Raw genomic sequence first — 22625 nt, forward strand, 5'->3', positions numbered from 1 at the left:
AAGAGAAACCGGGGTCCTGTGAGGGACTACAGGATCCCGGCCCGAGACGGCTTCCCAAGAAACATGGCACCTCGTCACGAGGTGGGGACGGCAGACCCGAGCCCCAACGGATCTGCCTTGATCCCCTTCGCCGGAAGCCGTTACTTCGGCAACAGCACCTTGTTGACGACGTGGATGACGCCGTTCGACTGATTGACGTCGGCGATCGTCACCCTCGCCTCGCCGCCTGACTCGTCCATGATGTAGAGCTTGCCCTTCTTGATCTCGGCGGTCAGCGTGTCGCCGGAGACGGTCTTCATCTCGTACTTGCCGCCCATCGCCTTGGCCTTCTTCATCATCTCGGCGCCTGAGATCTTGCCGGCCACGACATGCGCGGTGAGCACCTTGGTGAGCTTGTCCTTGTTCTCCGGCTTCAGCAGCGTGTCGACGGTGCCCTTGGGCAATTTCGCAAACGCTGCGTTGGTAGGGGCAAAGACGGTGAACGGGCCGGCGCCCTGCAGCGTGTCGACCAGGCCGGCGGCCTTGACCGCGGCGACCAGCGTCGTGTGGTCCTTCGAATTGACGGCGTTCTCGACGATGTTCTTGGTGGTGTACATCGGCGCGCCGCCGACATTCGGGTTTTTGGCATAGGCAGGCGGGGCAATCGCCACGCCGGCGACGAGCGCGGAAAGGGCGATGGTCCTGAATGACGGCAAGCGCATGTGGTCTTCCTCCGGGTGAGGGCTGATCGGAATTGATAGCCTTTGGAAACGCACAGGCAGTCACGCCGCCGGCGGGGCGCAAGTTTCGCCGATCACGGGAACGTGATGCCGGAGCTGCTTGAACGAAAAAGCCCCGCGCGAGGCGGGGCTTCGAAAGCTGGAGAAAGCACTGCGCCTTCTATTCGGCCGGTGACGGTTTCTTTCGAAACAGCGCGACCAGATTGTCCCACAGCTCGATCTTGGCGCCCTGGCGCTTCATGATGATGCCCTGCTGGAGGATCGACAGCGTGTTGTTCCAGGCCCAGTAGATGACCAGGCCGGCCGGGAAACCCGCCATCATGAAGGTGAAGATGACAGGCATCCAGGTGAAGATCGCCGCCTGTGTCGGATCCGGTGGCGTCGGGTTCATGCGCATCTGCAGGAACATGGTGACGCCCATGATCAGCGGCCAGACGCCGATCATCAGCATGTGCGGCAGGGTGACCGGGATCAGGCCGAAGAGGTTGAACAGCGACGTCGGGTCGGGTGCGGCCAGATCCTGGATCCAGCCGAAGAACGGCGCGTGCCGCATCTCGATGGTAATGTAGAGCACCTTGTAGAGCGAGAAGAAGACCGGGATCTGCAGCGCCACCGGCCAGCAGCCGGCAAGCGGGTTGATCTTCTCGGTCTTGTACAGCTCCATCATCGCCTGCTGCTGCTTCATCTTGTCGTCCGCGTATTTCTCGCGGATCTCGAGCATCTTCGGCTGCACCTTCTTCATGTTCGCCATCGACGCGTAGGACTTGTTGGCGAGCGGGTAGAAGATGGCCTTGACGATGACGGTGGTGGCGAGGATGGCCAGGCCGAAATTACCGAAGAATTTGTAGAGCGTGTCGATCAGCCAGAACATCGGCTTGGTGATGAAGTGGAACCAGCCCCAGTCGATCAGGAGATCAAACCGCTTGATATGACGGTCCTCCGCATAGGCGTTGATCTTGCCGACCTCCTTGGCGCCGGCGAAGATTTCGCTCTCCACCGTCGCCGACTGGCCGGCATCGACGGTGATCGGGTCGGTGAGGAAATCGGACTGGTAGCGATGGCGGCCGTCCTCGAAATAGGCGTAGCGCGGCTGGAACGGCTGCTTCTCGGTCGGGACCAGCGTCACCGCCCAGTATTTGTCGGTAATGCCGAGCCATCCGTCGGTCGACTTGCCCGGCGTGAACTGCTTGTCCTTCTCGATAGACGCGTATTTGTGCTCCTGAAGGCCTTCGGTGCCGGTGAAGCCGATCAGGCCCTCATGCAGCACATAGGTGCTGGCAACGAGCGGCTTGTCGAAGCGGGTGACGCGGCCATAATTGGACAGCGAGACGGCGGCCGTGCCCGCATTCTGCACCGTGTCGGACACCGTGAACATGTAGTTGGTGTCGACGGAAAAGGTGCGCTTGAAGGTCAGGCCCTTGTCGTTCGAATAGGTCAACGTAACCGGGGTCGTCGGCGTCAGCGTCGCATTGCCGTCGACGGCCCACACAGTCTCGGGACCAGGCACCGCGCCGGTCTTGTCGTTGCCGACGAAGCCGATCTCGGCATAGTAGCCATTGGGCAGTGCCGCCGGGTTGAGCAGGCTGATCTCGGGTGAGTTCTTGTCGACCGTCTCGGTGTAGTGCTTGAGCTTGAGGTCGTCGAGACGGGCGCCGGTCAGGTTGATCGAACCCTCGAGGCTCGGCGTGTCGATCCTGGCGCGGGTCGTCGTGGCGAGTGCCTGTTCGCGGCCGGCCGGCGTCACGGCGTCTGTTCCCGGTGCATTCGGAATGGCGCCAGGGGCGGCGGGCGTTCCGGTGTCGGTACCGGGATTGGTGCCGGCGGCCTTCTTCTGCTCCTCGACGCGCTGCTGTTCGACGCGGGCGGCCTCGCGTTGCGCTTCGCTGCGCGGCAACACGTAGAAATATTGCCATACCGCCAGGATCAGCACCGACAGCGCGATGGTGATGAAGAAGTTCCGGTTGTTTTCCATCGAAAGCCCTTGGCCTATCGTGTTCCGCGCAGTCGGCGGGAGAGTTCGGCCTTCAACTGGCCGAACGGAGTGGTAAGCACGTCTTCGCGCCCGACGATGACATAGTCATTGCCAGGCGCCATGTCACTTGCAGCATGCGTGCGGACGGCTTCTCGCAGCCGCCGCCGGACGCGGTTGCGGACAACCGCATTGCCGACCTTCTTGGTGACGGTGTAGCCGACGCGCGGCGACAGGCCGTCGCCGCGGTCGAGAACCTCAACGAGAAAAAGCCGCCCGCGCCGTTTTTCACCACGACGGACAGCCAGGAATTCCGCGCGCTTCAGAAGCCGCTTGGGATTTGGTCCCACTGGCTTGCCGGTTGCGGGCAACGATCTCGTCTTCCGTTCAGGCGCTGAGCCGCTTGCGACCGCGGTTGCGGCGAGCTGCGACGACGCCGCGACCACCCTTGGTGGCCATGCGGGCACGGAAGCCGTGCCGACGTTTGCGGACGAGTTTAGACGGTTGGTAGGTACGCTTCATTTGTTTTAATACCGCGGGGTGCGGCCCTTCTTGATTCTGTCACTGTGTAACAGGAGCTTTGCCGGGCCGGCTTTGGCGCGATCGAAACCGCGCCGGGACGAATGGCCCGAGCGTGTGCGGGCTTATAGAAAGAAGGCTTTTGGAAGTCAATCCGGAGTCGTCGGGCGCAATCCGGCTCCGTTCAGGCCGGTTTATGTTTGCGACCAAGGATGAAATTGGCAAAAAAGCCGTAATCGCCTAATCTGCGTTGATCAAGTGATCGTGAAGACATTAGCCGCATGAGCGAAACCATACAGGCACAGGAAGGGATCGGCACGGCGGGGTCCACCGAGGCGCCAGCCACCGTGCGCACGGTTCCGCTGTCGCGCGGCCTGTCGACCAAGCTGCTGCTGCTGACCATCGTCTTCGTGCTGTTGGCCGAAGTGCTGATCTTCCTGCCCTGGATCGCGAGCTACCGGCTGAACTGGCTGAAGGAGCGGCTGAGCACGGCGGCGGCGGTGTCGATCGTGCTGGTGCAAGGCGAATCCACCTCGCTGTCGCGCACGGCCCAGAACGACGTGCTGATGGCGATCGGCGCCAAGGCGATCGCGGTGCGCGACGGCGGCGTCTCGCGGCTTTTGGTGGTGGCCGAAATGCCGCCGAAGGTCGACGAGCACATCGATATCGCTTCGATCGGCATGATCAAGGGCATGACCGGTGCGCTCGACACGCTGTTTTTCGGCGGCGACCGGATGCTGCGCGTCTTCGGCCCGGTCGGCGACTCCGACAAGGAGTTCGAACTGATCATGCCGGACAACAGCCTGCGCAATGCGATGCTGCGCTATTCGCGCAACGTTGCCTTCGTCTCGCTGCTGATCTCGCTGTTCACCGCCATGCTGGTCTATGCCGCCATCGACCTGATCATGATCGGGCCGATCCGGACGATGACGCGCTCGATGCTGTCCTTCTCCGAGGCGCCCGACGATCCCGGACGGATCATCCGTCCGGCTGCCCGCGCCGACGAGATCGGCGTTGCCGAGCGCGAGCTGTCGCAGATGCAGGAGCGGTTGCAAAAAATGCTCTCCGAGCAGAAGCACCTTGCCGACCTCGGCCTGGCCGTCTCCAAGATCAACCATGACATGCGCAACATCCTGGCTTCAGCGCAGCTGATGTCGGACCGCCTGCGCCAGGTCAAGGATCCGACGGTGCAGGCCTTCGCGCCGAAACTGCTGCGCGCCCTCGACCGCGCCGTGTCCTATTCCGAAGGCGTGCTTCACTACGGCCGCACCCAGGAGCCGCCGCCGGCGCGCCGCCGGCTCCGGCTGCGGCAACTGGTCGAGGACGTGCACGGCCTGCTGGACATCGAGCAGGGCATCGAGTTCGTGAATTCCGTCGAGCCGGCCTTCGAGGTGGACGCCGATTCCGATCAGCTGTTCCGGGTGCTGACCAATCTGTGCCGGAATTCCGTGCAGGCGATGGCGGCCGACAGCGAAAGCGCCCTGGTGCGCCGCCTGGCAGTGTCGGCCGTGCGCCTGGGCAGCGTCAGCCGCATTGCCGTCAGCGACACCGGCCCCGGCCTGCCGCCGAAAGCGCGGGAAAACCTGTTCGCGGCGTTTCGTGGCTCGGCGCGCAGCGGCGGCACCGGCCTTGGCCTGGCGATCGCGCACGAACTGATCCGCGCGCATGGCGGCACGGTGGAGCTGGTCGAGAGCATTGGCGGGCGCACCACATTCGCCGTCACCATCCCCGACCAGCCGGTCCGGCTCGACCAGGCCCGCAACGGCCTGCGCCGCCCGGCCTGACCCTTTAAGCACTGTCTGCCCGACGCTCGTGCCTCTCTGGGCAGGTGCTTCTTGCTGCCGAGGAGGGAACCGGCCTCGGCTTCGGACCGTTTCCAAGCGCCGGAATCCGGGCCATCATCGCCAGCCGAGGCACTTGTGACAAAACTTTTGCCGGATCGGCTTGCTTTTCCGAAATTCAGTCGCTAGGGAACACGTCTCGTCGCGGCCGGTCGTTCACGATCGGATCGCGGGGTCATGGAAAGCATGGCCTGTTGCGCGCCCGTAGCTCAGCTGGATAGAGCACCAGACTACGAATCTGGGGGTCAGGAGTTCGAATCTCTTCGGGCGCGCCACTCTTCAAGCAAGTGCTTGAAATCGCTTTAAGCGTTGATTTTACAGCATTCTGACCTGCACGTTTGCCACTGACGGAGCGTAAAATGGCGCGCATTAAATACGTCCAGCGGCGGGCAAATCGGTTCGAATTCGGTATCAGCTACCAGAAGACATCGCTGGTATAACCTAAGTTAGCGCGGCTTGGCCCGCGTAACGCGCAAGCTTTGGCGCGGCGGCCGGTGATCATGCGACCGCAGTCGCTCCTGAGGCCGGGGAGCAGAGGTTGAGGGCATCAGGGCATGTTCATACGTTTGTCCACGCTGGGCCAACTCGGCCAAGCGTGGACGAGTCCCTTTGATCAGACGGTCGGGACGGTGCCGCCGTCGACGACGAGCTCCGAACCATGGATCGAAGAGGCGCGATCCGAGGCCAGAAAGGCGATGGCTTCGGCGACCTCGAACGGATCGGCTCCGCGCCCGATGGCAATGCCGCCAAGGCCGGCCAGGACGAGTTGGTGCGCGTCCTCGATAGTGCCACCGTTGGCGGCTTGGATGCGCTTGAGAAATACATCGGTCCCCTCGGTCATGATCCAGCCGGGAGAGACGACGTTGACCCTCACGCCTTTGGGACCCAGTTCCTTGGAGATGGACTTGCTGTAAGTCCGCAGTGCGGCCTTGGCGCTGGCGTAGGCGGTTGTTGCGTCGGGAAGCGGCAGGACCGACTGGATGGAGGTGACGTGCACCACCACGCCGCTGCCTCGCTCGATCATCTGCGGAATCAGGAGCCGGTCGAGGCGGACGGTGGCCAGGAGGTTCAGGTCCAGCTCGGAAAGCCAGTACTCGTCAGTCAGGGCGACAAAGCCACCGCCCGGGGTGGTCGAGCCGCCGAGCACATGGGCGAGAATGTCAACGCCGCCCAGACGCTTGAGCGCCGCACTGGCGAGGGCTTCTCCGCCCTCAGCCGTGGTCAGGTCCGCCTGTACGAATTCGACGCCATCAATGGGCTCCAGGGTTCCGCGGGCGGATGTGATTACCCGGGCGCCGCCTGCCAGGAAGCGTTCGACGGTGGCGCGGCCCAGACCCTTGGTGCCGCCGCTGATAAGCACGCGCTTTCCCGCGAACTCGGTCGGATCAGCGTTGATGGTCATGCCGTGATCTCCAGCGCTTTGATGGCATTGCTTTCGAGCGTGAAGCGGTAAGTGAAGCGGATCGGGCTGCCCTTGAAGTCGCCATGGGCAGGGCCTTCGACGACGACCTGACCGTTCTCGTGGCGAACGGTATCCGGCGTGAAGATCGCCTTGACCGGGATCACCGCTTCTTCGAACAAGGCCCGCATTCCGGCGTAGCCCTCGTGACGGCCTCCATCAGCAAAAAGGACCGCGTCGCGCGTGAAGGGGCTCAACATTCCGTCCACATCGAGACGGGCGTTGGCGGCCACATACGCGGCGATGGGCGGTGGAAGTTCGAGCGTCATTGTTTTTTCCTTCTTACTGCGGGTGCAGCCTTGAACGCTGCAAGTGTGTTTGCCCTGCCAAGATAGCGATGGACAACTGGCGCGATAATCAGGACAATTCGGGATGTCGCATCACGAAGATCGGGATAATTGTGCAAAGTAGCCTGATGGACTTAAAGGCAGTTCTCATGGTTGCGCGCCGGGGCAAGTTTCGCACGGCTGCGCTTGAGCTAGGGATTTCAACGACCGCGCTCAGCAATGCGGTGGGAAAGCTGGAGCGCACGCTCGGGGTACGGCTCTTCAACCGGACGACGCGAAGCGTCTCCTTAACGGAGGCAGGTCAGCGATTCGTTGCGCAAGTCGCACCTGCCGTGCAGGACATTCATGAGGCGATGGAGGTTGCGCGCTCTCAACAGGCCACCCCTTCGGGCACGTTGCGCATCAACGCCTTTCCGACAGCGGCACGGGAAATCTTCTCGTGGCTCGTCCTACCGTTCCTGTCCGTGCACCCTCAGGTCCACATCGACATCGTCACAGAGGGTCGCCTGGTGGACATTGTAGCGGGCGGCTTCGACCTTGGCATCCGTAGCTCAGACCTTGTGCCGGCCGACATGATCGCACTGCCGTTAGGTGTCGCGCGGCGCAACGTTGTGGTAGGCGCACCGAGCTATTTGAAAGCGCACGGGACGCCCCTGATCCCCCAGGACCTCGTCGAGCATTCCTGTCTCCGCGTCCGGCTTCCCGATGGCGCGATCTACCGTTGGCCGTTCGAGAAGGATGGACAATCGGTCCATATCGACGTTGAGGGCCCCGTCACCCTCGACGAAGCGAGCCTCGCACGTACCGCCGCCCTCGCTTCCGTCGGCCTCACTCTGGCGATGGAATTCGACGTCCGCGACGACATCGAGGCAGGCCGCCTCGTGCGCGTGCTTGAAGATTGGACACCCACGCTCTCTCCCTTGAGCCTCTACTATCCCAGTCGCCGCAACCCAACCGCTGCCTTCAAGGCGTTCGTCGATTTCGCGCGGCGGCAAAGTGGAGCCAGCAACACCCTGAAGCCATCCATAGGTTGGGAAGGGCCATGAGCCCGCGCATGCTTTCCGTGCTGGCTGCATAAAGCAGACCGGCAGCTTCCGACCCCGAATCAGTCATTGCCAAGAAGTCCGTGCCAGCTCGGTCGCAACTGGTATTTGTCACGAGTTCATGCTCCAGGCATGCTACGTTACGATGAAAATAGACAAACAGAACCAATGAGTAAGTGGATCGTGCGCTGCATCTCTTCGGGCGCGCCAAAACCATCCATGGACTATGGTTCGTTGATTGAGACCGCTGCTGCTCGACGGCGCAGACAAGGCGGAAACCAGCGGAGCCTGATTTGACCATGTCTTCTACCAGCATCCGGCGCGCACTTATCACCGGCGCAGGAGCGGCCGATGGCATCGGCTTTGCCATTGCCCGGCAGCTCGGCCATGCCGGCCATACGGTTTTTCTCACCGGTGCCAGTGCGCGTGTGCTCGATCGCGCCGTTGAGCTCCGTGCAGAAGGCATCGATGCCCAAGCCGTGGTCGCCGATCTCACTATCGCAGACGATGTCGCGCGGCTGCGGGCCGATGTCGGCGCGGTCGATATACTGGTCAACAATGCCGGCATGGGCTCGCTGGCGTCGCCATCGGCCGACAAGGCGTTTCTCGCCATGACCGAGGCCGACTGGGACCAGGGGATCGACGTCAGCCTGAAGACCGCATTCCTCGTCACGAAGGCCTTTCTGCCGGCGATGGTCGAAGCGGGCTACGGGCGCATCGTCAATGTGGCGTCGGTCACCGGGCCGCTCGTTTCCTTCGAAGGCACATCAGCCTATTCCGCCGCCAAGGCCGGAATGGTCGGCCTGACGCGTACGCTGGCGCTCGAAGGGGCGAAAAACGGCATCACAGCCAATGCCGTGGCGCCCGGCTGGATCGAAACGGGTTCGTCGAGCGAGATGGAGCGGCAAGCCGCCCTGCACACGCCGCCGGGGCGGGCCGGGCGGCCGGATGAGGTGGCCGCCGCGGTGGTGTTCCTGGCCTCGGAAGGCGCCAGCTATGTCAATGGCGCCCTGCTGGTGGTCGACGGCGGCAACAGCCTTCAGGAGCGCAAGGGCTGAAGGCTCAAAGGCGCTTGTCGTCAGGGTCATTCGGCGGCACGCCTCGCCCAAGCTCCTCGCCCCTCAAGACGCCTTGGTCAGAAAGTTCCGATAATCCGACTTCGCCTGCAGCAGGCGCAAGACATTGTCGCGCGAGCCCCGCACATGGGCGCGCGCCAGCGTGCCGGCTCTGGCGGCATCGCCGGCGCAGATGGCATCGACGATCTCGGCATGCTCATCGCGGGCGATCTTCCATTCGTCCAGCCACAGGAGTTCGGTCCAGACATAGTGCTGGCACTTGTCGAGGATGCCGCCCAGCATGTTGTGCAGCATGACATTGCCGCTGATTTCGGCGATGACGCGGTGCAGGTCGATGCCGACTTCCAGTTCCTGGAATTTTTCCCGGTTGGTGCGTTCCGGAATGGCGGCCAGCCGCTCGCATTCGGCCAGCATGGCGCGCAGCCGCGCCTTGTCCTGTTCCGTCGCGGCCGCTGCCGCAAGTTCCGTCGCATGGCCGTCGAGCAGTTCGCGGATCTCGAAGGCCTCGCGGAACATGGTGATGTCGAACTCGGTGACGACATAGCCCTGGCGCGGCCGGCCGGTGACCAGGCCGTCGCGCTCAAGGCGGTTAAAGGCCTCGCGCACCGGGGTGCGGCTGACAGTCAGCTTCGCGGCGATGTCGTTTTCGGTGACACGCGAGCCCGGCGGAATCTGGCCGGTCACGATCATCGCCTTGAGCGCGGAATAGACCGAGTCGCGCAACGTATTTTTGGTTTCCTTGGCCAAGCTTCCCTTCTCACTTCTCCGGCCGTTCAGCCGGAACACACACAGATGTAGCCGCAGTCCGCATCATTTGCCACGCCCCGGCGACGCCGTCCCTCACCACCTGGTCCGGCACGAAGCGCGTAGATTTCGAGCGCGCCGGCGGTGTTGACAACATCGATCTCTAGGAATTGTATACAAAATAGCATGCCAAATCAAAAACAATGGGAACACGGTTGGAGGGCCGAAAAATGAACAGAATCTCGGCCGGCGGCATTGATTTCACCACACCAATTCGCAGAAACGACCATGGGACATCCAGACAGAATGCGTGATTTCCAGTTTCCCGGCCGCTCGCCGGTTCGTGCCACCGAGGCGGTCGCCGCGACCTCGCATCCGCTTGCAACCCTTGCGGCCATCGACATGCTGCGCTCCGGCGGCAACGCCATGGATGCCGCGGTCTGCGCCGCCGCCGTGCAGGGCGTGGTCGAGCCGCAGTCGACCGGCATCGGCGGCGACTGCTTCGTGCTCTATTCTGCCGGAGGACAAGGCAATGTGCTGGCCTTCAACGGCTCCGGCCGCGCGCCTGCCGGGGCGACGGTCGACTGGTACCGCGAAAAAGGCTTCGATCGCATCCCGTTGCAGGGCCCGCATGCTGTCACCGTGCCGGGCGCCGTCGACGCCTGGAGCCGCCTGCTGGAGGACCATGGCCGCAAGGGCCTTGCCGAGGCGCTGGCGCCGGCCATCCATTATGCCGAAAACGGCTATGTCGTGCACGACCGCGTCGCCTTCGACTGGGCCGAACCGGAGACCGACCTGTCGGCCGACGAGCATGCCGCGCGCATCTTCCTGCCCGGCGGCAAGGCGCCGAAGGCTGGCGACGTCCACCGGCAACCGGAACTGGCGGCGACCTTGCGCATCATCGCCAAACACGGCCGGTCCGGTTTCTACGAAGGCGCGGTCGCCAACGATATGGTGAGCCGGCTCAACGAATTGGGCGGACTTCATTCGACCGAGGATTTCGCCGCCACCAAAGGCGACTATGTGGCGCCGGTCAGCACCTCCTATGGCGGCCACGATATCCACCAGATGCCGCCGAACAATCAGGGGCTGACGGCTCTTTTGATGCTGAACGTGCTGTCGGGGTTCAAGCTAGGCGGGCTCGATCCCAATGGGGCCGAGCGCCTGCATCTGGAGATCGAGGCCGGGCGCCTGGCCTATCGTGACCGCGACCGTTACGTCGGCGACCAGGACCAGGACCAGGTCCCGGTGCCGGTCAAGCAGCTCCTGTCCGGCGCCTATGCCGACCGGCTGCGCGCCGAGATCGACCGCGACCGCGCCATGACGCATCTGCCGCGCGTGGAGCTGCCCGGCAGCGACACGGTCTACATCTCCATCGTCGACCGCGACCGCAACGCCGTCTCCTTCATTAACTCGACCTACTATTCGTTCGGCAGCGGCGTCGTCGGCCCGAAGACCGGTATCGTGCTACAGAACCGCGGCTCGAGCTTCCGCCTTGAGCCTGCGCACCCGAACGCAATCGCGCCCGGCAAGCGGCCGATGCACACGATCATGCCGGGCATGGCGACGAAGAACGGCCGCGTCGTGATGCCGTTCGGCGTCATGGGCGGCGGCTACCAGCCGTTCGGGCATGTCCATCTGCTGACCAACATGCTCGATTTCGGCATGGACCCGCAGCAGGCACTGGATGCACCGCGGGTGTTTTACAAGGACGACACTGTTGAGGCCGAGCGTGGCGTTCCCGCGGAGGCGATCGAGGGCCTGCGCCGACGCGGCCACCGCATCACCGAGCCGCATCATCCGCTTGGTGGCGGACAGGTGGTGCTGATCGACTGGGAGAAAGGGACGCTGACCGGCGCCTCCGATCCGCGCAAGGATGGTTTGGCGCTTGGATATTGAGGCGATCCATTGTCCAATGGCGTATCCATATCGAGGCAAGCCCGTCAGCAGGGCTCCCGCCAATAGTCGTTCGAAATCCAGCCGGTGACCATGACCCAAACTGAAACCCACGCAGATCTCTCCCGCCGTCTTGCCGCCGGTGTCGACGATGCGCCCGCCATTCTGGCACCCGACAGGGCGACGCTCAGCCATGGCGGACTGCGCAGCCTGATCGCTACCACGGCCGAACAGCTGCATGCGCGGGGTATCGGCCGGGGCGACAGGGTGGCGATCGTGCTGCCGAACGGGCCCGAGATGGCCACCGCCTTCGTCGCGGTCGCGGCCGCCGCCTCGACGGCGCCGCTCAACCCCGCCTACCGGGCCGACGAGCTCGATTTCTACCTAACCGACATCGGTGCCAAGGCGATCCTTGTCGCGGAGGGCGAGACCGGACCGGCGGTGACGGTGGCCGAGCGGCTCGGCATCGGCGTACTGCGGCTTGTCGTGCAGCCGGACACACCGGCCGGCAGCTTCACGATCGAGGGTGCGGCGATCGGACCGCAGGCAGCGCCCGACATGGCGCAAGACAGCGACATCGCACTGTTGCTGCACACCTCCGGCACAACATCGCGTCCAAAGCTGGTGCCGCTCAGCCATGCCAACATCGCGGCCTCATCAGCCCATATCGGCGCGACGCTTCAGCTAACGGCCGATGACCGTTGTCTCAACATCATGCCGCTGTTCCACATTCACGGTCTGATCGCGGCCGTGCTGTCGTCACTGGCTGCCGGCGGCAGCATCTATTGCACGCCGGGCTTCAACGGGCTGCGCTTCTTCCAGTGGCTGAGCGAGGCGCAGCCGAGCTGGTACACGGCGGTGCCGACCATGCATCAGGCGATCCTGCCCAGGGCGGCGCGCAACACCGAGGCGCTGGCGGCGGCGCGTCTGCGCTTCATCCGCTCGTCCTCGGCATCGCTGCCGGCGCAAGTGATGGCCGAACTGGAGGCGACCTTCGGCTGCCCGGTGATCGAATCCTACGGGATGACCGAGGCCGCCCACCAGATGGCATCGAACCGGCTGCCGCCGGGCCAGCGCAAGCCCGGCAGCGTCGGTGCCTCCGCCGGCCCGGACGTGGCTGTCATGGCGCCTGACGGGCGGCTGCTCGAACCCGGCGAGACCGGCGAGATTGTCATCCGCGGACCCAACGTCACGGCGGGTTACGAGAAGAACCCGGATGCCAATGCCACCGCCTTCGCGCATGGCTGGTTCCACACCGGCGATCAGGGCGTGCTGGACGAGGACGGCTATCTCAGGGTCACCGGACGGCTCAAGGAGATCATCAATCGCGGTGGCGAAAAGATTTCGCCGCTCGAGGTCGACGATGTGCTGATGGATCATCCGGCGGTGGCGCAGGTCGTCACTTTCGCCATGCCGCATGACAAGCTTGGCGAGGAGGTGGCGGCGGCGGTTGTGCTGCGCGAAGGCAACAGTGCCACCGAGGGCGACATCCGCACCTATGCCGCGACGCGGCTTGCCGACTTCAAGGTGCCGCGCAAGATCCTGATCCTGGACGAGATCCCCAAGGGCGCGACCGGCAAATTGCAGCGCATCGGCCTTGCCGCCAAACTCGGACTTTGACGATGAAGATCACCATCTTCGGCGCCGGCGCGATCGGCGGCTATCTCGCGGCCAAGCTGGCGATCACTGGGCGGTCCGATCTTTCGATCGTGGCGCGCGGCGCGCATCTGGAAGCGATCAAGGCAGATGGCCTGCGCCTGATCGAGGATGGCCAAGAGACGTCCGTCCCCGTCCGGGCCGCCACCAAGGCTGACGAGCTTGGCGTCCAGGACTATGTCGTGCTGGCGCTGAAGGCCCATTCCCTCACCCCGGCCCTTGACCAGATCGCGCCGCTGCTCGGCGAACACACCGCCGTCGTCACCATGCAGAACGGCGTGCCGTGGTGGTATTTCCACGGCGTCGGCGGGCCGCTCGAAGGCACAAGGCTGAGCGCGGTCGATCCCGGCGGCGCGATCTGGCAGCGGATCGGACCGGAGCGCGTCATCGGCTCGGTCGTCTATCCCGCCGTCGAGGTCGATGCGCCAGGCCTCATCCGCCATGTCGAGGGCAAGCGCTTCTCGCTCGGCGAGCCCTCCGGCGAGCGCAGCGAACGGGTCACGCTTCTGGCCGAGGAGATGGTCAAGGCCGGCTTGCAGGTGCCGGTGCGCGACGATATCCGCAGCGAAATCTGGGTGAAGTTGTGGGGCAATCTCTCCTTCAACCCGATCTCGGCGCTGACCGGCAGCACGCTGGCCGCGATCGTTGCCGACGAGGGCACCCGCACGCTTGCCCGCAGCATGATGCTGGAGGCGCAGGCGATCGGCGAAAGCCTCGGCGTGCGTTTTCCCATAGCGGTCGACCGGCGCATCAAGGGCGCCGGCGATGTCGGCGAACACAAGACCTCGATGCTGCAGGACCTGGAGCGCGGCCGGCCGATGGAGATCGACGCGCTGGTGAGCGCGGTGCAGGAACTTGGCCGCCTGACGGACAAGCCGACGCCGACCATCGATGCCGTGCTGGCGCTGGTGCGGCGGCTGGCGGTGGAGCGCGGGTGTTATGGGTGACTGGAGTTAGCAGCATGCTGAACGCCATTCACCACGTCGCGCTGATCTGCACCGACTACGATCGGTCGCGACGGTTCTACGTCGACCTCCTCGGCCTCGATCTGATCCGGGAAGTCTATCGGGAGGAGCGGCAGTCATGGAAGGCGGATTTGCGGATCGGATCGGCCCAACTGGAATTGTTCTCCTTCCCTGCACCGGCGATGCGGCCGTCCCATCCAGAGGCGACAGGCCTGAGGCATCTGGCGTTTGCGGTGCCTAATCTTGATACCGTAATTATGCGCCTGGAAGCCTCAGGCGTTGCCGTTGAGCCAATCCGGATCGACCCATATACAGACCAACGGTTTACCTTTTTCAGAGACCCGGATGGATTGCCGCTGGAACTCTACGAAGCCCCTAGCGCAATTCTAGGAAAACTGTGAAGCGGTTTTCCGTCTAGAATTGCGTCAAAACAAAGAGTTAGAGCAGTTCGCCGTTTCTGTGAAACGGTGAACTGCTCTAAGGAACGGTTCGCTTTCACGACGGGCGCTGTGTACTGACGGTCTCGGTATCGGCGGACCGCGAATCTGTGCTAAGCGCCCAACCAACCAAAGGACGAGACCAATGAGCGAACTGACCGTGGCCGAGGCGACCGAGAGCATTTATGCCTCGCTCCGGGCGGACAATGCCGACATCGACGCACATATCGCGACGCTTAAGGCGGCGCTGACACGAGAGGGGATGAAACAGGCGGTGTTCGATCCGACCAAACTGGCGCAGAACAACCGCTCGGGCCGCAAGTTGATGCAGGCTTATTTTCGGCAGCGCGGCGTGAGCGTGAGGTTTTCGGACCAGTAAAACCGCGCGGGCGATCTCAGCGGCACCGTTGGGAGGTCTCGGTCAGTCCGTCGCCATCTGGACGTCGGGACTGCGCCGCATGTCGGTCGCTCGAAATAATGACTTGTCCCGGATCGCGGAGGGGGATGTGACATGGTGGATTTCGACCGGATCGACAAGCTGATCGCAGCGGTGCCCCCCGCCTTGGCGCTTCGCGCCGGATTGGACCTTGGCATCTTCACCCGGCTCGGTGAAAGTGCTGTGACTGCTGACAGCCTCGGGGCGGCGCTCCAAGTCGAACCCGATCGTCTGTCGCGGCTCCTCTACGCGCTCGCCAGCATCGGTCTCCTCGAAGTCGACGATGGTCAATTTCGCAACGGAGCCGAAGCGTCGGAGTTCCTCGACGCGTCCAAGCCGACCTATCGCGGCGGTGATCATGCGCTGCTGCGCGAGCTCTGGGGAGCCGACCTTTTGACCGCGGAGTCGCTGCGACAGAACCGGCCGGCCGCGCTGCACGACTTTTCCAATGCGGGACCTGAGTCCGCGGCGGCCTTCAGCCGCATGCTCGCGCCGGGCGGGGTGATTTTCGGCCGAAATCTGGCCCGGGAGATGGACCTCTCGGCGGTCGGCTCGGTGATCGACATCGGCGGAGGCGCCGGGACCATACTGGTTGGGCTTCGCGAGCGGTGGCCGCACATTGCGGCGACACTGATGGAACTCCCAACGGTCGCAGCGGTCGCGCCAGCTATCCTATCGGAATACGGTGCCGACGACGTGGTTGTCGAAGAGGGGGACATAACCGTCGCGCCATCGGTCGGTCGGCACGATCTGGCGATCCTGAAGGCCGTCGTCCAGGTGCTTCCGCGGGACCAGGCGCGCAATTCGATCCTGAACGCGGCGCGTTGCCTCACACAAGGCGGCGAGATTGCAATTGCTGGGTGGGGTGTCGTCGATGACGACCGTCTCGGCCCGCCTGAGGGTGTCTTTTTGAATCTCACCTTCTTGAACCTCTATCGCCATGGCGAATCGTACACGGAAGGTCAGTATCGTGCGTGGATGACCGAGGCTGGATTCAGGGATATCTCCAGGTCGCGCCTGACGGACGGCTGCACGTTGTTCCGTGGACGCCTCCCGGGCTGACTCAATAACAGCGATCTGCCGCCGCAAGTGCTTCGGCACGGTGAGCTTCGTCCAGTGCGCCAATCCGCCGGACCGACGCATAGAACCTGACATAGTCGCCCGAACACAAGTCGAACAGGCGGAGAAACGCGGTCACCCGATCGCTATAGACGGAAGTCGCGGCGAGCTTTGCATTGTTGATTGGGGACGCGAACCAGGCATCGTATCCCCGGTATCGGCCCCAGCGCCTGTCGCGCCTGTGTCGGTAGCGCATCCGCAGCCGTTCAATCGCGGCCGTCTTTGCGGCCAGCTTTTGCTCCGAGGTGCCGGCGTTGGAATAGACTTGCGCCAACTCGTCCTGGGTCCGCGACACCAGCGCGAGAAATTCAGCCTTGCGTCTCCGGGCGGCTTCGTAACGGCGCAATGCGGCGGTATCGCCAGCCGCGCGCAGCCATTTTCTCACGCCGGTCGTTTCAACGGCGACAGCGAACGACTCGTTGAATGCGGAATCGTCGTGCACGTAGACGCGCTGGTGGGCCAGTTCATGGAAAATCAGCCCTGCAAGATAGGTTTTATCCTCGCTGAACATCGTGCTTAGCAGCGGGTCACTTGACCAGCCAAGCGTGGAATATGCAGTGATGCCCGTCACATAGACGTCCATGCCCTGTCCTTGAAGTTCGACAGCGGTTTCAGCCGCGGACTTCCTGGAGAAATATCCCCGGTAGGGAACGCAGCCGAAAACAGGAAAACACCATGTTCGCGGCGTCAGCGAAAATGCCGGCGCGGCGAAGACGGCCCATGTCACCGAATCCCGACCAATGTCGACATAGCTGCGGTAGCTGTTGTTGTCGGGCAGCGCCAGTTCATCCGTTGCGAACTGTCGTATGGCGCTCGCCGATGCCATTCGGGCGCGCAATGCCTTCGGCGTCGAAGGATCCTCGATCAGCTTTCCGACATCCTGGCGCGCCGTCATGATCCGCAGATGACCCTTCACGGACTGCGCGTAGTAGGAAACACTGGTGCAGCCGGTCACGCCGGACAGCACGGTCATAACCGCAACCAATCGAAAGAATGCGCGCATCACGATTTGCCCACAGCAGTGCTCCACCGTACCGATCGGACTGTTGTCGCGATTGCCCCCCAGGTCCCAAGCAGTCGCATCGATTTGATCGAGGTCTATAGCTTTCTAAAGAATCCGGACAGAATATTCGGACCTGCTTCACCGGGCCGCAGTCTGATCCCATCCTCGAAGCAGTTCAGCGTCACGCATTCGAAGCCGCTGTGTGCGAGGAGTGCCACCAGCGAGTCACGGTCGAAGTGGTGGAGGTGCTCGTCGGGAAGACGCATACGCCACGTCCGGAACCACGCGTCGCCGTCGGCGCCGAGTTCGCGCCAGCGGCAATAAGGGACGGCGACGGCAAGGTAGCGGGCCTTAAGCCGGGCGAGGAACCCCAAATCCGGGATGTGCTCAAGCACGTCGAACATGGCGACGAGATCCCACGAGCTGGCGAGCGCCTCGTCCCAATCGACGAAGCGGACGCCCTTGGGCAGCGGAAACCTGGTTATGTCGCAGCCGGCGCAGTCGGCGACCCCGGCTATTTTCGCGGCTTCGATGAATGTCCCGGTGCCATATCCGATCTCCAGCACGGACCGAGGAACCTCGCCGGTTATTCCCAGCATCCAGCCGAGTCGCTGATATCCGAGCTTGATAGTCCGGTCACTCAAGTCCTCGTAATAGGAAATGTATTGCTTGTCGTATTTGATCGGTTTGGAGTCGACCTGGTGGATCACGCCAAACCCGTCCACCGCGTAGTTGTCCAACATTGGCGTGCGGCCTCCGGATTCCGAACTCCTTACATGGCACAGCTAAACGCAACCGGGCAATCGAGCGGTTCAGGTATTCGGGCGCTAGCTTGAACTGATCAGTCCCTGCCCGCCCGCTTGAAAACCCGCGCATAAAATTCGCCGACGATGCCGCGCCGGAAGACGAGCACGCACACCATGAAGATGAGGCCGGTGGCGATGGTCACCGGAAAGCCGGAGGTGGCAAGCGTGTTTTCCAGCCCGATGACCAGGCTGGCGCCGATGATCGGCCCGACCATCGTACCGATGCCGCCGAGAAGCGTCATCAGGATCACCTCGCCCGACATCTGCCAGGTGACGTCGGTGAGCGTGGCGAACTGGAAGACGATCGCCTTGAGCGAGCCGGCCAGCCCGGCCAACGCCGCCGACATGACGAAAGCGCCCAGCTTGTAGTTGGCGACGGAATAGCCCAGCGAAATGGCGCGGTTCTCGTTTTCGCGGATCGAGCGCAGGATCATGCCGAACGGCGAATTGACGATGCGCCAGATGGCGAAGACGCCGATCAGGAACACCGCCAACACGAAATAATATATGTTCAGCGACACGTTCAGGTCGAGGACGCCAAGCAGCATGCCGCGCGGCACGCCCTGAATGCCGTCCTCGCCTTGCGTGAAGGGCGCCTGTACGCAGAAGAAGAAAAACATCTGCGACAGCGCCAGAGTGATCATGGCGAAATAGATGCCTTGCCGGCGAATGGCGAAAAAGCCCATGACTAGGCCGAGCAGGGCCGCACCCGCCATGCCGAGCAGGATGCCGGCCTCCGGCGGCCAGCCCCAGACCTTGACGGCATGCGCGGTGAAATAGGCGGCGCCGCCGAAGAAGGTGGCGTGGCCGAACGACAGCAGCCCGGTATAGCCAAGCAGGAGATTGAACGCGCAGGCAAACAGCGCGAAGCACAGCATCTTCATCAGGAAGATCGGATAGACCAGGAAAGGCGCCACCAGCAGCGCCAGGATGCCGAGCCCGACCAGTGTCCATTCAAGCCGTGCCGAGGTTTTGGCCGATGCCTCGCGAAGCGTCAGTTCCGACATGTCAGATGTCCCTTCCGACATGTCAGGCGTCCCTTCCGAACAGGCCGGCGGGCCGAACCAGAAGCACGATGGCCATGATGACGAAGACCACGAGGTTGGAGGCCTCGGGGTAGAAGACCTTGGTCAGGCCTTCGGCAAGGCCAAGCATATAGCCGGTGACGATCGCGCCGAGGATCGATCCCATGCCGCCGACCACGACGACCGCGAAGACGACGATGATGAGATCCGATCCCATAAGCGGGCTCACCTGGTAGATCGGTGCCGCCAGAATTCCGGCAAGCCCGGCCAGCGCGGAGCCCAGACCATAGGTCAGGGTCAGCAGCAACGGCACGTTGACGCCGAAAGCCTGGACGAGACGGGGATTCTCCGTTGCCGCGCGCAAATAGGACCCCAGCCTGGTCTTCTCGATCAGTGCCCAGGTGCCGAAGCAGACGATCAGCGAGGCGACCACGACCCAGCCGCGATAGTTGGGCAGGAACATGAAGCCGAGATTGGTGCCTCCGGCAAGCAGCGGCGGCACGGCGTAGGGGTTTCCCGAGACGCCGTAATAGTAGCGGAAGATGCCTTCGAGCACGAGCGCGAGGCCGAAGGTGAAGAGCAGGCCGTAGAGCGGATCGAGATCGTACAGCCTCGACAGCGCCAAGCGCTCGATCACGATGCCGAAGACACCGACGATCAGCGGCGCAAGGATCAGTGCCGGCCAGTAACCGATGCCGAGATGGGTGAGAAGCAGATAGCCGACGAAGGCGCCGAGCATATACTGGGCGCCATGAGCGAAATTGATGACGCGCAGCAAGCCGAATATGACGGCCAGCCCGAGGCTCAGCATGGCGTAGAACGAGCCGTTGATCAGGCCGACCAGCAACTGGCCGAGGAATGCCTGCACGGGGATGCCGAAGATCATCGTCATGGCGCCATTATACACCCAGGACTTCGTGGAGCTGCGTCATGCGGTCCGGCAGTTCACCGACCGGAAACCCTGCCACCACCTTGCCGTGCTCCATCAGATAGAAACGATCGGCGACACGGCTGGCGAAGCGGAAGTTCTGCTCGACCAGCAGGATCGTCATGCCGCGCGTTTTCAACGTCGCCAGCAACGCGCCGATGCGCTGTACGATGACGGGAGCGAGACCCTCCGTCGGCTCATCGAGAAGCAGCATTTTCACGCCGGTTCGCAGCATGCGTGCGATCGCCAGCATCTGCTGTTCGCCGCCCGATAGCCTCGTGCCGGGGCTGTTGCGGCGCTCCTTCAGATTGGGGAAGAGATCGAATATCTCCTCGACGCTCATGCCGCCCTCGGCGACGACCGGCGGCAGCACCAGATTCTCGTCGACGGTCAGCGTCGCGAAGATGCCGCGTTCCTCCGGCACGAAGCCGATGCCTTGATGGGCGGTGCGGTGCAGCGGCAGCCGCATCAGGTCCTTGCCGTCGAAGGCGATTCGGCCGGTCCGCTTGCGGATCAGCCCCATGATGGCGCGCAGCGTCGTCGTCTTGCCGACGCCGTTGCGGCCGAGCAGCGTGACCGTCTCGCCGGAAAACACTTCCAGATCGACACCGTGCAGCGCATGGCCCTCGCCATACCAGGCGTTGAGGCCGCTGACGGCAAGGAGAGGTGCGGCACTAGTCATCGGCGGTGCCCATATAGGCGATCTTGACGCGCTCGTCGCGGCTGACCGTGGCGTAGTCGCCGGCGGCCAGCACCTCGCCGCGCTGCATGACCGTTATCCAGTCGCAAAGGTCGGCCACCACGGTCAGATTGTGCTCGACCATCAGCACGGCGCGATCCCTGGCCACCGAACGGATCAGGTCGGAAACGGTGGCCACATCCTCATGCCCCATGCCGGCCATCGGCTCGTCCAGCAGCAGCACTTTCGGATCGAGCGCCAGGGTCGTGGCGATCTCGAGCACGCGTTTCCTGCCATAGGAAAGGTCGCCGGCGAGCCTGTTCCTGGCGTCGTCGAGACCGACCGAGCGCAGCAATTCCTCGGCGCGCGGCGTCAGCCGGTCGAGCGCCGCCAGCGAGCGCCAGAACTGAACGCTGAGCCCGCCCGGCCGCTGCAGCGCGACGCGGACATTGTCGAGCACGCTGAGGTGCGGAAAAATCGCCGATATCTGGAACGAGCGCACCAGGCCCATCCGCGCGACCCTGGCCGGCGACGTGCGGGTGATGTCGTGGCCAAGCAGCTCGATCCTGCCGCCGGTTGGCGCCAGGAACTTGGTGAGCAGGTTGAAGACCGTCGTCTTGCCGGCGCCGTTGGGTCCGATCAGGGCATGGATGTTGCCATGGCGGACATCCAGATCCACGTTTTTCACGGCGATGAAGCCGGCAAAGTCACGCCGCAACCCGCGGGCGGAAAGCACCACAGGCGGCTCGTTCGCGCTCAGGTCAGTCGGCGCCATCGGCCGCGCCGATCACTGGCCGGCCGTCGGACAGCCGCTTTCCTTTTCGCTGAGGAAGGCCTCTTTGCCTGGAATGGTGGCGAGGTATTTGTAGTAGTCCCAATCCTTGGTGCTCTCGGCTGGCGACTTGACCTGATAGAGATACATGTCGTGGACCATGTTGCCGTCCGCCTGCACCTTGCCGTTGGTTATCACCGCGTCGTCCACAGGCATCGAATGCAGTTGCTTGGCGACGGCTTCGGTCTCGTCCGTGCCGGCCTTGTCGATCGCCTTCAAATACTGCGTCACCGCCGAATAGGTCGCGGCCTGGATCATGTTCGGCATGCGGTTGGTGCGCTTGAAAAAGCGCTGCCCGAATTCGCGGCTCTTGTCATCGCGATCCCAGTAATAGCCTTCGGTCAGCACGACGCCCTGCGCCGCTTGAAGGCCAAGCCCATGCACCTCGGCCAGCGTGAACAGGAGTGCGGCAAGACGCTGACCGCCCTGCACGATGCCGAATTCGGCCGCCTGCTTGATCGAGTTGGAGGTATCGAGGCCGGCATTGGCCAGGCCGATGACCTTGGCGCCCGACGATTGCGCCTGCAGCAGGAAGGACGAATAATCGGTCGACCCGAGGGGATAACGCACCTCGCCCAGCACCTTGCCGCCATGGCTCTCGACGAACTTGGTGGTCTGCTCTTTCAGCGAATAGCCGAATGCATAGTCGACGGTGACGAAGAACCAGCTGTCTCCGCCCTGCTGCACGAGAGAGCCGCCGGTGCCCACCGCTTGCGAATGTGTGTCATAGGCCCAGTGGAAGCCATAGGGCGAGCATTGTTTGCCGGTCAGCTCCGTGGTCGCCGCGCCGGTGACGATGTCGATCTTCTTCTTTTCCTTGGAAATCCCCTGGACGGCGAGCGCCACCGAAGAGGTGGTCAGTTCCATGATGGCATCGACCTGCTCGGTGTCATACCACTGCCGGGCGATGTTGGAGGCGATATCCGGCTTGTTCTGGTGGTCGGCATTGATGATTTCTATCGGTGCTCCCTGCACCTTGCCGCCGAAATCCTCGACCGCCATCTTGGCCGCCTCGACCGACCACTTGCCGCCGAAATCGGCATAGACGCCCGACTGGTCGTTGAGGATGCCGATCTTGACCTTGCCGTCGGAAATTTCGGCGGCCGAGGCAGGAAATGCGGATGCGACGAGAAGTGCGGCAGAAACGAAATGGCTTACCTTCATGGTTGACTTCCTCCCATTACGA

Annotated in this window: 23 protein-coding genes and 1 tRNA gene; 10 read left to right on the forward strand and 14 right to left on the reverse strand. The window is 63.3% G+C overall.

Features of this window, described 5'->3' with window-relative positions:
• Positions 1-140 precede the first annotated feature (140 nt).
• The 4 genes from LB558_RS09485 to rpmH all read right to left on the reverse strand — a co-directional run bounded on the left by LB558_RS09485 (position 141) and on the right by rpmH (position 3210).
• Positions 141-701, reverse strand: coding sequence for a fasciclin domain-containing protein (locus tag LB558_RS09485; protein WP_224697318.1), 561 nt, complete (start codon positions 699-701; stop codon positions 141-143).
• Positions 702-879: 178 nt separating this feature from the next.
• Entirely contained in the window at positions 880-2691 is a 1812-nt protein-coding gene (yidC, locus tag LB558_RS09490; protein WP_127294616.1) for a membrane protein insertase YidC, read from the reverse strand.
• 14 nt (positions 2692-2705) lie between these two features.
• The gene (gene rnpA / locus LB558_RS09495) at positions 2706-3059 is read right to left on the reverse strand and encodes a ribonuclease P protein component (protein WP_027040126.1); all 354 of its coding nucleotides are present in this window, start codon (positions 3057-3059) and stop codon (positions 2706-2708) included.
• A gap of 16 nt (positions 3060-3075) precedes the next feature.
• Positions 3076-3210 carry a 50S ribosomal protein L34 gene (gene rpmH, locus LB558_RS09500; RefSeq protein WP_008833937.1) on the reverse strand — a complete coding sequence of 45 codons (135 nt, stop codon included), beginning with the start codon at positions 3208-3210 and terminating at the stop codon, positions 3076-3078.
• Between the two features lie 278 nt (positions 3211-3488).
• On the opposite strand from rpmH, the gene LB558_RS09505 reads away from it, so the two are divergent.
• Both LB558_RS09505 and LB558_RS09510 read left to right on the forward strand, forming a co-directional pair.
• On the forward strand, positions 3489-4991 hold the full coding sequence (locus tag LB558_RS09505) for a sensor histidine kinase (protein WP_224697319.1): 1503 nt from the start codon (positions 3489-3491) through the stop codon (positions 4989-4991).
• A 255-nt stretch (positions 4992-5246) separates the two neighbouring features.
• Positions 5247-5323 (forward strand) — tRNA-Arg (locus tag LB558_RS09510).
• Between the two features lie 338 nt (positions 5324-5661).
• Here LB558_RS09510 and LB558_RS09515 read toward each other — a convergent pair.
• Together LB558_RS09515 and LB558_RS09520 are read right to left on the reverse strand one after the other, a co-directional pair.
• The gene (locus tag LB558_RS09515) at positions 5662-6450 is read right to left on the reverse strand and encodes an SDR family oxidoreductase (protein WP_224697320.1); all 789 of its coding nucleotides are present in this window, start codon (positions 6448-6450) and stop codon (positions 5662-5664) included.
• The gene (locus LB558_RS09520) at positions 6447-6776 is read right to left on the reverse strand and encodes a nuclear transport factor 2 family protein (RefSeq protein ID WP_224697321.1); all 330 of its coding nucleotides are present in this window, start codon (positions 6774-6776) and stop codon (positions 6447-6449) included. Before LB558_RS09520 ends, LB558_RS09515 begins: the two co-directional genes overlap by 4 nt.
• Positions 6777-6844: 68 nt before the next feature.
• Here LB558_RS09520 and LB558_RS09525 point away from each other — a divergent pair, with 68 nt between their 5' ends.
• Positions 6845-7840 carry a LysR family transcriptional regulator gene (locus LB558_RS09525; RefSeq protein ID WP_224697322.1) on the forward strand — a complete coding sequence of 332 codons (996 nt, stop codon included), beginning with the start codon at positions 6845-6847 and terminating at the stop codon, positions 7838-7840.
• Between the two features lie 296 nt (positions 7841-8136).
• Positions 8137-8895, forward strand: coding sequence for an SDR family NAD(P)-dependent oxidoreductase (locus LB558_RS09530; RefSeq protein WP_224697323.1), 759 nt, complete (start codon positions 8137-8139; stop codon positions 8893-8895).
• Positions 8896-8958: 63 nt separating this feature from the next.
• Here LB558_RS09530 and LB558_RS09535 read toward each other — a convergent pair whose 3' ends face one another.
• Entirely contained in the window at positions 8959-9660 is a 702-nt protein-coding gene (locus tag LB558_RS09535; RefSeq protein WP_224697324.1) for a GntR family transcriptional regulator, read from the reverse strand.
• Positions 9661-9963: 303 nt separating this feature from the next.
• On the opposite strand from LB558_RS09535, the gene ggt reads away from it, so the two are divergent.
• The 6 genes from ggt (at position 9964) to LB558_RS09565 (ending at position 16109) form a co-directional block, all read left to right on the forward strand.
• On the forward strand, positions 9964-11556 hold the full coding sequence (gene ggt / locus LB558_RS09540; RefSeq protein WP_224697325.1) for a gamma-glutamyltransferase: 1593 nt from the start codon (positions 9964-9966) through the stop codon (positions 11554-11556).
• A 90-nt stretch (positions 11557-11646) separates the two neighbouring features.
• Positions 11647-13173: an acyl--CoA ligase gene (locus LB558_RS09545; RefSeq protein ID WP_224697326.1), complete on the forward strand. Its 1527-nt coding sequence runs from the start codon at positions 11647-11649 to the stop codon at positions 13171-13173.
• A 2-nt stretch (positions 13174-13175) separates the two neighbouring features.
• Positions 13176-14156, forward strand: a complete 981-nt coding sequence (locus tag LB558_RS09550) for a 2-dehydropantoate 2-reductase (RefSeq protein WP_224697327.1) — start codon at positions 13176-13178, stop codon at positions 14154-14156.
• A 14-nt stretch (positions 14157-14170) separates the two neighbouring features.
• The gene (locus LB558_RS09555; protein WP_224697328.1) at positions 14171-14575 is read left to right on the forward strand and encodes a VOC family protein; all 405 of its coding nucleotides are present in this window, start codon (positions 14171-14173) and stop codon (positions 14573-14575) included.
• Between the two features lie 181 nt (positions 14576-14756).
• Positions 14757-14990, forward strand: a complete 234-nt coding sequence (locus LB558_RS09560; RefSeq protein ID WP_224697329.1) for a hypothetical protein — start codon at positions 14757-14759, stop codon at positions 14988-14990.
• 132 nt (positions 14991-15122) lie between these two features.
• A complete protein-coding gene (locus LB558_RS09565; RefSeq protein WP_224697330.1) occupies positions 15123-16109 on the forward strand; it encodes a methyltransferase in 987 nt (328 codons plus the stop codon).
• A gap of 1 nt (position 16110) precedes the next feature.
• On the opposite strand, the gene LB558_RS09570 is transcribed toward LB558_RS09565, so the two are convergent.
• The 7 genes from LB558_RS09570 to LB558_RS09600 form a co-directional block, all read right to left on the reverse strand.
• The gene (locus tag LB558_RS09570; RefSeq protein ID WP_224697331.1) at positions 16111-17139 is read right to left on the reverse strand and encodes an aminopeptidase; all 1029 of its coding nucleotides are present in this window, start codon (positions 17137-17139) and stop codon (positions 16111-16113) included.
• 125 nt (positions 17140-17264) lie between these two features.
• A complete protein-coding gene (locus LB558_RS09575) occupies positions 17265-17912 on the reverse strand; it encodes a class I SAM-dependent methyltransferase (protein WP_224697332.1) in 648 nt (215 codons plus the stop codon).
• A gap of 98 nt (positions 17913-18010) precedes the next feature.
• Complete coding sequence (locus LB558_RS09580; RefSeq protein ID WP_224697333.1) at positions 18011-18982, reverse strand: branched-chain amino acid ABC transporter permease; 972 nt, start codon at positions 18980-18982, stop codon at positions 18011-18013.
• Between the two features lie 22 nt (positions 18983-19004).
• Positions 19005-19892 (reverse strand): branched-chain amino acid ABC transporter permease, encoded by an 888-nt coding sequence (locus tag LB558_RS09585; protein ID WP_224697334.1) that lies wholly within the window; start codon positions 19890-19892, stop codon positions 19005-19007.
• A gap of 7 nt (positions 19893-19899) precedes the next feature.
• Positions 19900-20610, reverse strand: a complete 711-nt coding sequence (locus tag LB558_RS09590) for an ABC transporter ATP-binding protein (protein ID WP_224697335.1) — start codon at positions 20608-20610, stop codon at positions 19900-19902.
• Positions 20603-21382: an ABC transporter ATP-binding protein gene (locus tag LB558_RS09595; protein WP_224697336.1), complete on the reverse strand. Its 780-nt coding sequence runs from the start codon at positions 21380-21382 to the stop codon at positions 20603-20605. The genes LB558_RS09590 and LB558_RS09595 overlap by 8 nt, the downstream gene beginning before the upstream one ends.
• Before the next feature lie 12 nt (positions 21383-21394).
• Positions 21395-22603 (reverse strand): ABC transporter substrate-binding protein, encoded by a 1209-nt coding sequence (locus tag LB558_RS09600; protein ID WP_224697337.1) that lies wholly within the window; start codon positions 22601-22603, stop codon positions 21395-21397.
• Positions 22604-22625 lie beyond the last annotated feature (22 nt).

Origin of the sequence: Mesorhizobium sp. CO1-1-8 (genome assembly GCF_020164875.1) — a bacterium.
In the GTDB taxonomy this organism is placed as follows: domain Bacteria; phylum Pseudomonadota; class Alphaproteobacteria; order Rhizobiales; family Rhizobiaceae; genus Mesorhizobium.